Below are 13,295 nucleotides of genomic sequence, written 5' to 3' on the forward strand. Positions count from 1 at the left end.
CAACAACGTGTTGTTACTTAACTAACGTAAGTTCATAGATGAACTCTTCACCCATGTACTCTGTGCGGTCGTAAAAACTTGCCCGTCCATTAATCTCTCCCTCAGATGCATATTGGTCAAGACGCAACCCTGACGCCTGTGCTTCTTTTATCATCGTTTCGGAGGGAATGACGACTTGTCCCGGAGAGCGCTTCTGTTGGTTACCATCAAAATAGTCTAATGAGCGACCTATGGCATCAATCGCCAACTGACGAGGATCGTAGTGTGCAGACTTGTTGCGCTCATCGAACAATAAATGCAGGTACCAACCCAATCCGTTGGCTGTGACATACAGCTTGCCACCCGTTTTTAATACTCGGCTGAATTCGCGCAGAGATTGGCGAAAGTCAGTGATAAAAATTACGCCATAACAAAATATCGCATCGAAAGATTGATCCTCATAAGGTAGGTTTTCAATACTGCCTTGGCGCACGTTGGCATTATTAACCTGCAACTGAGCGAATATGGTGTTGACCGAATCCACCCGCACCTGGCTATATTCTAGACCATCAACCAGCGCATTCATTTGACTTAAACAGTATAACCACTGTCCCATGCCACATCCTGCGTCCAGTACTCTTGATTTGTTGCTAAAACCAATGTTATTTAGACGCTCGTGGTATTTGGTTAATTCACCGTCATTCCATACACGTGAAAAAAATTCTGCATCGTTGCCCTTAAGGCTGGCATTAATCTTGGTTATTAAATGCTTATCAATTTGCATGATTTCTATTTTCCTCAAGTGCATCCACCAGCTGTTCAAAGCGTTGCTTTGTGCCAAAGCCATCATTCACTAGCGGCGCATATGCATTGGCATTTCTAGCGGCACTTTTAGATGCAGAATAACGCTCTATTGAATCACTATTTAAATACAAGTGAATCGGGTGAAAGTTGAAAATTTTAAGTCCATCTCGCTGCAGCAATTTGCTCGCAGACACCGCTTTTGGGTCACTAAATGCAGCATAATCGCCCCAAAAGTACGGCGCTCGCTTTAAGCCTGAGTAGTCTTGTAACAGTGTTAAACTGGCTGAGTTACTGCTGGCGGGCACAAACAGGCTTGAATCAATTTGAATTCCCTTTTCAAGTGCATGGGCAAAAATTGCCGGGCCTTGCACCAACGAATGACTACGCATGCTTACTGCATTAGGAACAAGGTGCATGTAGTGATCAATCACCTGCTTGTAATCGGTCAACCCTAGCGGATCTCTTTGACCTGTTAGCAAGAAATTAAAATTGGGGTGAATACCAAGTTCGAACTTTGGATTTTGCGCCAGTGTCTCAAGTAGCGGTGTATTATGAGTAATAAACCACGTTGCATATACATTGGCTTTTGCAACCATTTCAATGACGCTTTCAAGTACAAAGTCCGGGGCCCAGTCGATATCCAAAGTGATATATGCGAATGATTGACCTACAGGATCGGTGAGTAAGTTATTCAGTTTTGCCGTTTTAATCATTGGCCTTACGCGCCTCAATTGAGAACCTAAACAACTCTTTATAGCGCGCAGTGATGGCACTTAAGATTGTATCGGGATTACTGACAAGGGCATCAAACTCTATTTTCATTACCGCATCGGGCTGCTCAGCATGAGCACTTGCCAATGCGCTATACATACGCTCAAACTGCCAATCAACTTGTTTCTCGGGGGAGTATTGCAACGTAGATTCGAAACCGCGCGGCCGGATACTCCACCAATTATTAACACTGCCCAACCGCTCCTCTCTGGCTGTTAGTATTGAGCGACAATTATCCTCTTTAGCTCTATCAATCCATAACACCAGCGCATTAAGGTTTTGCAATAGCGCAGGTAGTAAAAACACCGCTATGGAACACTTCAAGACCATCGGTACTTGAAACACGCGACTCATACTATCGAGCTCTTTTTTGAGATTACACCAGTCAATTTCAGCCAATTCACTGCTTGACGCTGGCTCGTGATAGGTGTCACTAAAACTTAAATGGCGGGACCAAAAATAGCCAAACTCATGTGGCTCCTCAACTAACTTAGTCGTACCGAAGTCACTGGAAAAGCACTGCAAAGACGCGATTCTATTACCCAGCATTTTTCGTTGCAATGCAGCTCCGAGTGCAGGTTTTTGATGGAATGCGGCAAGTAAATTAGACGTATAGCCAAGATTTAGTTTGACTGACAGCAACTGATTTAAAAAAGTGCTACCACTGCGTGGCGGTGAAACGATAATGATCGGTGGATAACTATCACCCTCAGGTATAGCTATATCATCACCGGTATTAAGCGCATCTATTGCACGCTCAAAAGACGGGTCTTTTTGATACTTTGCCACTCGCATTTCCGAATCAAACGAAGAGAAATGCTTAAAGTCACCTAAGCGCATAAGGTACTTCGCTAATTAAATGGCCTAACATAAAAATACGGATACTCTGCAACAGTTTCTTCTGGACTTCTATGCAGTATATCGGCGCTTTCGTCGTAATGCTTACTGAAATAGTGATATTCGCGGTCTATAGCCCCGAAACGTGACTTGAAACGATAGACGCCATCTTGGGTCACCCATGTCCCGCCCCAATTCCATAATTTAAAGCCGCGTGTTGCAAGTATTGTCATTGCATTAAAAATTAAACCACTGAGTGGCTGTTCAGCACGATATTTATCATTAATCACTGGAGTGAAATACTCCACACCTGAACCACAGTAAAGCAGTAACAGGCCTGCGCAAAGCTCACCGTTCAGCTCAGCTCGCCAGATATCATAAGACTCTCCAGCAGACAAACTTGCAAATAGTTCAGCAAATACGTGATCCGATTTGGGGCGACCACCGATTGCCTGCATGTTTTTTTGATGCCAGAAAATCAAATCTCTTACGGAATTCTCAGAGTTATCGACTTTGTAGATAAACTCAGACTTTAGCGCTTTGCGAACCATGTTGCGGGTTTTCGAGTGATACATGGCCATCAAAGTATCGCCTAGCGATACGTCATTGATACCTTCAGTAGGCAAATTCGTAAACTGCCCGATACGCTTATCGACACTTTCAAAACCGGCGGCTAGGTATGTTGCAAATTGTTGCTCGAAAAGGTTATCTATTATGGTCAGGGTATCGACCTTTCGCTTACGACATTCTGTGTCGAGTGTCATTAACGTCTCTTGGGCTAGGTCTGCAGTGCAAGTTGGATCTCGCAAAAGCCCACCGTGGCTACCGAAAAAAGGCAGTGAATTAGCGACTTTGCCAAAATTGCCGGAACGTATAAAGCAGGGTAACACCGCCACTAATTTATCATTTTGATACCCCAGAACAGCAAAACAATCAGTTTTATCCGCGGGCAAAATAGCCCGCACAAATTGCAAGTAATTAACCGAGTAATAGATGGCTGTGTGGGAGTGGCTTGCGACAAATTTTGTATACTCGGCAAAGCTATCTTTTCCTAGTCGGCTAACGATGACTTTATTCATTCGATCAAGTCTTCCATAGCACATTTAACGCTCTCAATTTCAGCCTGAGTCAATGCCGGATAAAAGGGGATTGAGACTGTTGACCGATACAAGGACTCTGCATTTTTAAATGCTTGCGAATCCATCGAAGTTATACGATGTAAAAGTGCATCTACGCCTTGTCTAATCGCGATGCCACGCTGCGCAAACGCTTGCTGTAACTCTTCAAATACTCCCCCTTCGGATTGAAAAACGAATCTAAATAAACACTCATCATTTCTCACCGTAGGTAATCGAACAGACTTGTGCTGCAACACTTGAGCATATTCACGAGCCAATTGCCGCCTGAAAGTTAGCGCGCTATCAAAGTGTGCTAGCTGGCTGACGCCGAGCGCTGCTGATAGGTCTGACATTCGATAGGCTTCGCTGAGCGCGGTAACCTTATCACTTAGTGCTTGTGAGTGGGTTGCCACAGCACCTCCCTCACCAGTCGTTAACATTTTGGTGGCATGAAACGAAAATACACCAATATCAGCAACTGTTCCGGATAAACGGGCATCGGTGGCACTACCAAAGGATTGGCATGCATCTTCAACTAGTGGGATATTATATTGTCGAAACGCTTCTACATTGGTAACAAGACCAAAGATATGGACGATGATAATCGCTTTAGTTGCGGGCGAAATTAACGGTTCCACAAATATTGGAGTCATGCGCCAGTCAAGACCAATGTCACACAATATCGGTGTTGCTCCACAACGTTCGACTGCAGTGAGGACATCTTTGCATACATAGGTAGGCAAAATCACTTCATCTCGCAGCCCAACACCGAGTGCTTTAAGCGCTATCTCAATCGCCACGCTGCCACTCGCCACTGTATGCACAAAAGGGGTATGCAAAAAATCGCTTAGCGCTTGCTCAAACTGGGCGACCTGACGACCGTTCGAAATATTTCCTCCAGCCAATACATCATTCACGCGCGCTAAATCGGTAGTCGTTATGTTGGGTTTTGAGTGAGAAATCATGATAGTTGGTGATGTCTCTTCTGATGCTGCAAGTAAATTTCAAAATACAATAACGACCAAATAAGCAAGCGGCGATTTTGTTTACCGCTCATGTGTTCGGAAATCAAATTAGTGACTGTAGTAAAGTCAAAGTAACTATAGATTTGTGCGCTTTGGGTCATCAATGCATCATTGATGTAGTCAATGCTCTCACCTTTAAACCAGCTTGCATCGGGCGCGGAAAACCCTTGTTTAGTATCGCTAGAGATTGTGCCTGGAAGCTTGCGCTGCATCGCACTACGCAATATCTGTTTTCCATCACGTGTCTTCTGATAGTAATCCCGCAACTTATTACCTGGGTCGTTCTCGTTAAGCCGAATGACTTTATCCAAATTGTTTAATTTCATACGGATCGGGCAGCGCATGGCGAAATCAACAAGGTCATTGTCTAAAAACGGTACTCGCGATTCTAATGAATGAGCCATACTCAATTTGTCTTCAACCATTAACAAGCCAGATAAAAAGGTCTTACTCTCAAAATACAACGAGGCGTTAATGTAGCCTTCAGGCGTTGATAATTCTGGCGAGTTAGGTGTGAAAACGGTTTTAAATATATCACGTGTCCAGACGCCGGAAACTTGTTCACTGATCGGCGCGAACATTTGAATCAAATCCTTATTGGGCGCAAGTCGCTGCCAGAATGCATAGTAATCATCAATGTAATGGTCAAAGGATTTACTACCAACCGAGCGATAATAGCGCCATGGATAACCGGCAAACAGCTCATCACCGCCGGTGCCACTTAATACTACTTTAACAAACTTTGACGCCAGTTTAGACGCATATAAATTCGGATAGCTTTGTCCAACTCGTGGCTCTTCCATATGCCAGACCAGCTTCTCCATGCAACGTTCCATGTCACCTGATTTAAGCACCATTTCATAGTGCTCAGTCTTAAACTTATATGACATATATTCGGCTTTTTGCCGCTCGTCATAGTTAAGCTCAATACCTGACGCCGAGGATAAATCAAAACCGCAGGTAAAAGTTTTAACGTACGGAAGCTGCTGAGCAGCAATACTGGTAATACTGCCTGAATCTATACCGCCAGATAGGTATGCACCAAGCTCTACATCACTGACTAGTTGCCGCGTTACTGCCTGAGTCATTAACCGATCAAGTTCTTCCTCCGCTTCTGCTTGACTCATATCAGACGCTTGTTCGGCAAACTCAAAATCCCAATAGCGCTGAATTTCAAACTTAGCGCCACTGACAGAAATTTCTAGATAACCATAATGACCAGCCGGCAAAACTTGAATCGCACTATCTAAGGTTTTGTCGGTAAAAATGTTTTGAAAAGTGAAATACTCAAGCAGGGCTTCATGGTCAAGTTCGTGCTTTTGCGCTGGTAGTGTCCATATTGCTTTTTGTTCAGAAGCAAATGCGAACTGTTCGGCACCCGATGAATAGTACAGAGGCTTAATACCATAACGATCTCTAGCGACGAGCAAGCGTTGCAACTTACGATCGTAAAACGCCAAAGCAAACATTCCATTAAATCGCAATAATGCAGCTTCTCCCCATTGAATTAGGGCGTTTAGAACAACCTCCGTATCTGAATGGGAGGTGAATTGATAACCGGCGGCTTGAAGCTCCTTGCGCAATTCGCGAAAATTATATACTTCGCCGTTATAGCTCAACACATATCGAGGATCGTGCGATAGCATCGGTTGCTTAGCGGCATCGCTAGTGTCGATTATCGCTAGTCGTCGATGGCCAATTGCGACCGGTCCATTAAGCCACTGACCTTCTCCATCCGGGCCTCGGTGCGCAATAATGTCAGTCATAGCTTGCAAATCATGAGGATTTGCCGCCTGACCATTAGTATTTACAAATCCGGCTATGCCACACATTATAGGTCACACTATTTTTCTTATCACTACATCCTAAGCCGTTTGGGCTTAAAAGTATAATATCTTGAGTGATTTAATACGCGTTATATCAATATCTTACAATGGCCTACATCATCAGTTCCGTCAGCGTATCCACTACATATTGCAAATCATCCTGCGTCATTTGATTATGCAAAGGGATTGCTAAAGACTGATCATTGAGCATTGCGGCATGCGGGAAATCATCAGGCTGCAAACCAAAGGTTTCTCTATATACCTGCAACATGTGCACGGCATGCGTACCCGGACGCGTAGAGATCCCTCTTACTTGTAGTTGCTCCATTAAATCATTCCGCGCAACCACAGCAGTATCGGGATCAACTACGGTTACATATGCCTGCCAAGAATGCCCACCACACTCTGGGGATTGGGGTAAGAACAACCCTTTAATTGCAGACAATTGTTGGCGATAGAAATCTGCCATTTCATTCCGTTGTTTAACCAATCCGCGCAACTTACTCAGCTGTACGCAACCAATAGCTCCTTGCATATCTGTCATGCGATAGTTGAAACCCACTTCGCCAAATTCAGGCAAAATATAGGGTTTTGGACCATGATGGCGCTGCTCTTCGGAAATACTAGCACCATGATTACGTAAGCACAGAATGCGTTCAGCTAAGGCCGAGTTCTGCGTCGTTACCATCCCGCCCTCACCGGTAGTGATAATTTTGCGAGGGTGGAAAGAAAACGCGGCCGCATCGCCTAATCCGCCCGCGAAGGTGCCTTTATAGCTAGCCCCGGATGCACACGCGGCATCCTCTAGCAAAGCCACCTCATCAGGAAGTATTGCTTTGATTGCATCCATATCAGCGCATAAACCAAATAAGTGCACAACTATGACCGCTTTGGTCTTATCGGTTAACTTGTTAGCGACCTCTGCGGCAGAAATGTTGTAGGTTTGAGGGTCAACATCCGCGAAAACTGGGGTTGCTCCGCAATATAGAACAACGTTAGCCGTTGATACCCAAGTAAAAGCAGGCACGATAACTTCATCACCAGGCCCAATATTGAGTGCAGCTAACATTAAATGCAAACCAGTGGTGCAGCTGGTTGTTGCGATGGCAGAGTTCACTTGATGATAGTCAGCAAAAGCCTGCTCAAATTCCCTGACTTTAGGCCCTGTGGTTAACCAACCCGATTCAAAGCATGATTTAGTGGCTTGCCACTCTGCTTCACCTAAACTCGGTATCGCGATGGCAATGTTACGCTCCATGCTCTGCTCTCCAATCAATCAGGTGCTGTAAACCTTCAGTCAGCGAAATCGCACTTTTAAAACCTAAATCCTGCGCAGCTTTTTCTGGGCAACCAATTCGATTCTGTACCAGCGCCCGGCTATCTGATTCACTGTAAGGGTTGTACTGGATGGTTAAGTCACTGTTGCGCAACGATAAAATAGTCTCACATAAGGTTTTAATCGATGTTTGAATGCCAGTTCCTACGTTGTAGAAATCGTCTGTGGCATCGCTTTGCATGGCTAAAACATTGCATCGAGCTACATCACGAACATCAATAAAGTCATAGGCTTGCGAACCATCACCATTGACTGTTGGCGACTCGCCGGCATCGATCTTATTCAACACAATCGGAATCACCCCGGTATAGGCAGCCGTCTGGTCTTGGTGAGGCCCGTATACGTTCATATAGCGCAAGCCCACATAATCTAGTCCATAGCGGTCATACATCGCGCGGCACATTGCTTCACTGGCAATCTTGGTTGCGCCATAAAAATTACGGTTGTTAAACGGATGGCTCTCTTTCATCGGAACCTCAACCGCATCTCCATACACCGAGGCTGACGACGAATAAACCAATCGTTTGACATTATTTTTGACGCACGCTTCCAGTACATTGAAGGTGCCTTGCACGTTCACATCAAATGCCGTACGCGGGTAATCTCGACAATGTAGAAGCCACATGGCGGCCAACAAAAATACGCCATCCACTCCCTGCAAAGCATCATTTAATACATCAATATCACGAATATCACCGCCGTTAGCAAACAGAGTGCAACGCGGGTCCGATAAAAACGGTGCAATATAGGATTTTTGACCACGAGTGAAGTTATCGTAAACAATGACTTCAGCTACATCGGTTTTCAATAATTCTTCAACCACATGGCTGCCAATAAATCCAGCACCACCGATAACCGCAATACGCTTATTTGATAAATTCAAAGCCATTACTCCCCAGAGGTTATTGCTTGAATACCTCAGTATTATTTAAATCTTGTAAGCACCAATCGGGATCCGGTACTCGCCAGTTCCCATAATGGTATGTCAGGTAACCTTCAGTGTCGCCTGGAATTGGCCACTCATATCCCTGGCACGAGAAGGTTAGGATATTCGTTGTAAACTTCGCAGGCATTCTAATTGCACGTGATGCCAAGCAGTAATCACTAAATTCACTGCAACGATATTTCACAAAAAAATCGATAGAGGGTAACGAATCTTCAACCTCACAGCTAAACTTAAACGCCCGTATAGCGCCGGCCGGTACGTTACCAAAAGCCTGCTCGGTATAGCAGATTGTGGCTTGCCAAGGCTGACCGGAAATATTTACCAGACGTTGTACAAAAACGTTCAAGCATTCAGCCACCCGCTCAACCGCGTTTGCATCGATTGCAATATCCATATCATCATCCCATGGGATCAAACTGTTGTCGCGGTACACACCAAGTAACGTGCCAGCATCAATATGATGGGAAGCATCGAGTTCTTGTAATGCCTCACAACACGTATTTAATAACTTCAATGACATTGCAATAGAGACTGGGTCATGCTCAAACCGTTTAGCGGTTAGCATGCGAGCAGGAAGTGGTGATATCCGACTCGGCACAATGTCTAACTCTGTGCAGAGTTGATGTTGGATTTGCTCAAAAAATTCACTGGCGATAAAGATCGTTTCGGCTTCAGTTACGGTCATTTTGTGCGGTGCTATGATGGGTAAACCAAATAGCGCTGTTCCCTGCTTATCCTTATCGTTGTCTATGAACCCAAGAATATGGTAATCGTTCTGCAAATTTTTAAATGCGCGCTGACCTGCCATACCTGCACCGAAAATATAGGCCTTTTTGTTTCCTGCTGGGACGAGGTTTTTGTGCATTTACTATGACTACTACTACTTAATCTTGGTTAAATTATCGGCCGCTTTCGCCAAAACTCGACTCAGAAGCTTTCTAACAGTCTCGAAAAACTTAACGGATGCTGACGCGCCGACTCAACATTGCAAAAAGATCCATGCCATCCCATACCGACATAAAATCCAACGCTTGACCAATCGCAGCGACACGGTCAACGCCTTGCAGCTCAGGTTGACTCAAAAACGCAATTAACTCCCGGGTTTGAATACCCGCATAGGTCAGCGTCTGTAACTTGTCACTAATTTGCGAGGTTATCTGCTCAAGTGAAGATAATGGCACTAATAGGTAGGTCATTTGCCCGGCATGATATTCGATTGCTGCCGCTGGATCTGCGACTTCAATGACGCTGATTATCTCGTACTGTTGAAATTGAGCTGGAGCAGTGGCCGCGACAAACTGACTATAGACGAGTTGTTCATTACGCAGTTGAGGTGTTGGCTCAATGCGTTGTTTGGCGTATTCATCGACTTTAGCGAAAAAAGTCTGCATTTTCGATGTATCACCCAGCCAATAGACCACCCGAGGTGATGAACAAGCTTGTTGCAAATGGGGCTGGGTATCGTTCCATAAGCGCTCAGCAAGAGCGTCGATCTGGTCGTCTCCGTCTAGCGCATCAGAATGGATGAGTGCTGCAGAATAACGGTCGGAAAAACTAATATCCCGCGTTCTTGGTTTACTGGCTAACGCGCGAATTGCCTGCACGCTATCATCGCCGCCCCAAAGTAAGCGCGCATCTGCCAATAAACTCAGTCTTGCCGTCCATGCCGAGGCCTTATCAGTACGCACAAATATATTCCGCGCCGCTAAATCACCATAGTTAGGTTGCTTAAAAAGTTCGCGTAGCTCTGCAATAAGTAATGCTTGTACCTGCGTCTCAGTAGATGCAAGACGCACCACATTGTTATTACCCATCAACGCGCTACACACCCAACTATACATGAACATGGTATCTACGTTACTGGGGGTAAAGTGAACAGCGAGCCCGAGCGCTTTTATCAGCGTTGACTCATCCGCGACCAACTGATTGGGCGCATCACGTAACATATTGCGTAACCAAAAACCTAACGCGACAATTTCGGGATGCTGTTTATATTTTGCTTGTAATAAGCTTTTTGATAAACCTGTCAACATTGCCAAGATTTCAGGATTCAAGGGCTGCAGCGGGTTGAACTGCGATAGATTGTTAAGAATATGCATACCGTCTGCTGATTCTGGAACCAAGACCTGAAGTTCATTTTGCATAACTTACTCCTGCAGCATGAGTATCACTGCACCCTCTTACTTCAGCTTTAGGTAACCGGCCGCTAACGGAAAAATATTTACCCGACCAACCACAGGGGCAATCATCTTCACCATGAATAACACCCAAGTCTTCCGTCAAAATGCTGTGGCCGGGGTAACTACTTGGGATCGCGGAGAGTACTTGAATAAGTCCCGCTTGACCGTGCGCACAAACTGAAAGATCGCGGGTATCACGCACGATGACATCGGCGTAACTTGGCGCATGCAGGTAGCCATGCTCACACTCCACAAATATGGAACCTACCTGTTCTGCCATCCCATAAAAATTGTGCACTTTAGCTATAGCCGTGAACTCCAACAATTGCTGTTTGAACTCATGGTTCGTCACCTTTTCGTGCTCTAGCTTCTTCCATCCACCGCTGTGCAATAAGATACCCTGCGGTAAACTGAGCTTGCGCTGAGATTCTTGTAAGGCTTGGATAAAATAGCGCCATACCATAAAGGTAAAGCCAAATACCAATACTGGACCATTGCCATACTGTGCGCAAAATTCATCAATTGCCGCCCAATTGGGCGTCATATCATCATGTAATGCATAAGTATGGTGACGCCCAAAGAATGCCAACCCTTGAATACCCGCAGCGCGAGCGTTAAAGGCTGGCCCGTTCACTGTGGCCGGTGCATCAATAATCAGCATAGGTAAGCGCTTTTTACCTAACACTTGTTGCAAAATGGCCACTAACACTTTGGATTGACGCTGGCTGGTTACTTTGTCTAAAAACACTTTGGCTGTCACTTGGGAAGTGGTTCCTGACGATTGTAAAACGCGGAAAACGGCCTCTTCAGGGACACTTTTTAAGGCTAATAATTTAAACAACCTGACCGCAATGTAGGGTAACGAGCTTATGGTGGGTGTCACATTCGCACTGGGTATTGCCGCAACGATGCGTTGATACTCGGGACAATGTTCACAGTGCAAGTGGTGCAATTCATTTAGCGCCTTATACAACACCACCGCTTTATCACTATTTTCACAGCCAAAAACCTCTCGGCTCGCAAGTTCGCTAAATATATGTTCATATCGGCTCAGATCCGTCAAGATACCTACACCCGTTTAGTGGACTGCTCAAAGGCTTGCACGATAGCTTGATAGTCGGGCTTACCATTTGCTGTTATGGGTAAAGAACTTAACGTTATCACACGCGCTAATGTAGGATGAACTTTCATTTCTTGATGCAAGTGATGCTTGATTGTTGCAGCGACTGTAGCAGGCTCATGCTCCACATCTGTCTCTACGCCAATTAACAAACACTGGTCATCACCACAACATAAGGCGCGCATTCCTAACTCCCGCAGATTATGCTCGATGGCATCTAAATCGGTACGTACCCCGTTTAACTTTAGAAAACGTGCTTTTCGCCCAATGATCCGATAATCACCTTCTTCGTCAACTTCTGCCAAATCTCCAGTGTAGAGCCAATCAGCTGGGGAAAAATTTTCAAGATCAACACGGTCTTGGCTATACCCTAACATTACATTTGGCCCCCGATAACAAAGTTCTCCCGTATCAAGCTTGAATTCTCCAGATGGAATGGCCTGTCCGATGCATTCGGGCTTACGCTGCAATTTTTCTGGCGTCAAATAAGCCATCCGCGCGGTGGCTTCGGTTTGTCCATACATGATAAAGAATAGTTTGCTGTGTGCTTGTGCATAGTTTGCGAAATAGGTGATTAATTGCGGCGACAGTTTCCCTCCAGCTTGAGTGAAATAGCGCAAGTCAGGCAACTGCTGCCGGTCAAATCGCAGTCGGTGAAGCATCTCGTAGGTGTGTGGCACCCCTGCGAATGAACTGATGTTGAATTCGCGCATGATTTGCCAAAACTCGCGGTTAACCACCGAGAAATCTGATAGCACTAAACAAGCACCACGCATTAGATGGGTATTAAGCACCGAAAGGCCATAAGAATAAAACAGCGGTAGCGTATTCATCGCGCGATCTGTGGCCGTAATCGGCAGAAAATCACAAATCGATTCAGCATTGCTGTGCAAGTTTACATAGCTAAGCACTACCGTTTTGGCCGCTCCGGTTGAACCTGATGTTGGCAGTAGCAGAGCAACCTGCTCATCAATCGGGGTTGGTTCTAAATGAATCTTATCAATCTGCGTGTGCTCTACCCAAGCATTGGGTTGAAAGCGCTTTTGCAATGCGGTTAATTTATCAGCTGAACACTGTGGATCGATCAACAGCACAGCAATCCGAGCCGATAATAAAGCCAAGTACTGCACAATACTGGCGTAATCGGTGTGCATTTTTAACGCCACCAGATAGCGCGATTTATTATCGGTTGGCGGAAATACCTCCGTCAGTTTCTGTCGAGCATCTTGGACTGCAAGACTCAAATCCGCATAGCTATGCTCAATATGCTTCAACGACTTATTTGCGTCTGCAGTAATGGTAATAAAGGCTGGCCTTTCAGGCGCATGATCTAACGTATCAAAAAACACCCCT

The 13,295-nt window shown here is 45.3% G+C and carries 12 protein-coding genes; all 12 read right to left on the reverse strand.

Annotated elements, in window-relative coordinates:
• Positions 1–13: 13 nt before the first annotated feature.
• The 12 genes from CSH92_RS01440 to CSH92_RS01495 all read right to left on the reverse strand — a co-directional run bounded on the left by CSH92_RS01440 (position 14) and on the right by CSH92_RS01495 (position 13,291).
• Positions 14–763, reverse strand: coding sequence for a class I SAM-dependent methyltransferase (locus CSH92_RS01440; protein WP_164084625.1), 750 nt, complete (start codon positions 761–763; stop codon positions 14–16).
• Complete coding sequence (locus CSH92_RS01445; RefSeq protein ID WP_100655822.1) at positions 753–1,496, reverse strand: polysaccharide deacetylase WbmS family protein; 744 nt, start codon at positions 1,494–1,496, stop codon at positions 753–755. The genes CSH92_RS01440 and CSH92_RS01445 overlap by 11 nt, the downstream gene beginning before the upstream one ends.
• A complete protein-coding gene (locus tag CSH92_RS01450) occupies positions 1,489–2,343 on the reverse strand; it encodes a sulfotransferase (protein ID WP_164084626.1) in 855 nt (284 codons plus the stop codon). Before CSH92_RS01450 ends, CSH92_RS01445 begins: the two co-directional genes overlap by 8 nt.
• 62 nt (positions 2,344–2,405) lie before the next feature.
• On the reverse strand, positions 2,406–3,470 hold the full coding sequence (locus CSH92_RS01455) for a GNAT family N-acetyltransferase (protein ID WP_164084627.1): 1,065 nt from the start codon (positions 3,468–3,470) through the stop codon (positions 2,406–2,408).
• The gene (locus CSH92_RS01460; protein WP_100655825.1) at positions 3,467–4,474 is read right to left on the reverse strand and encodes a DegT/DnrJ/EryC1/StrS family aminotransferase; all 1,008 of its coding nucleotides are present in this window, start codon (positions 4,472–4,474) and stop codon (positions 3,467–3,469) included. The genes CSH92_RS01455 and CSH92_RS01460 overlap by 4 nt, the downstream gene beginning before the upstream one ends.
• Positions 4,471–6,366 (reverse strand): asparagine synthase (glutamine-hydrolyzing), encoded by a 1,896-nt coding sequence (gene asnB, locus CSH92_RS01465; protein WP_100655826.1) that lies wholly within the window; start codon positions 6,364–6,366, stop codon positions 4,471–4,473. Before asnB ends, CSH92_RS01460 begins: the two co-directional genes overlap by 4 nt.
• 106 nt (positions 6,367–6,472) lie before the next feature.
• Positions 6,473–7,618: a DegT/DnrJ/EryC1/StrS family aminotransferase gene (locus tag CSH92_RS01470; protein WP_100655827.1), complete on the reverse strand. Its 1,146-nt coding sequence runs from the start codon at positions 7,616–7,618 to the stop codon at positions 6,473–6,475.
• Entirely contained in the window at positions 7,608–8,579 is a 972-nt protein-coding gene (locus CSH92_RS01475) for an NAD-dependent epimerase/dehydratase family protein (RefSeq protein WP_205662115.1), read from the reverse strand. The genes CSH92_RS01470 and CSH92_RS01475 overlap by 11 nt, the downstream gene beginning before the upstream one ends.
• A 19-nt stretch (positions 8,580–8,598) precedes the next feature.
• Positions 8,599–9,507 carry a nucleoside-diphosphate sugar epimerase/dehydratase gene (locus CSH92_RS01480; RefSeq protein WP_100655829.1) on the reverse strand — a complete coding sequence of 303 codons (909 nt, stop codon included), beginning with the start codon at positions 9,505–9,507 and terminating at the stop codon, positions 8,599–8,601.
• A gap of 91 nt (positions 9,508–9,598) precedes the next feature.
• Positions 9,599–10,786, reverse strand: coding sequence for an acyl-CoA reductase (locus tag CSH92_RS01485; RefSeq protein WP_100655830.1), 1,188 nt, complete (start codon positions 10,784–10,786; stop codon positions 9,599–9,601).
• On the reverse strand, positions 10,776–11,885 hold the full coding sequence (locus tag CSH92_RS01490; protein WP_240612702.1) for a LuxE/PaaK family acyltransferase: 1,110 nt from the start codon (positions 11,883–11,885) through the stop codon (positions 10,776–10,778). The genes CSH92_RS01485 and CSH92_RS01490 overlap by 11 nt, the downstream gene beginning before the upstream one ends.
• Before the next feature lie 5 nt (positions 11,886–11,890).
• A complete protein-coding gene (locus tag CSH92_RS01495; RefSeq protein ID WP_100655831.1) occupies positions 11,891–13,291 on the reverse strand; it encodes an AMP-binding protein in 1,401 nt (466 codons plus the stop codon).
• Between the last annotated feature and the right edge of the window lie 4 nt (positions 13,292–13,295).

The organism is Neoalteromonas flava (genome assembly GCF_002807685.1).
In the GTDB taxonomy this organism is placed as follows: Bacteria; Pseudomonadota; Gammaproteobacteria; order Enterobacterales; family Alteromonadaceae; genus Alteromonas_E; species Alteromonas_E flava.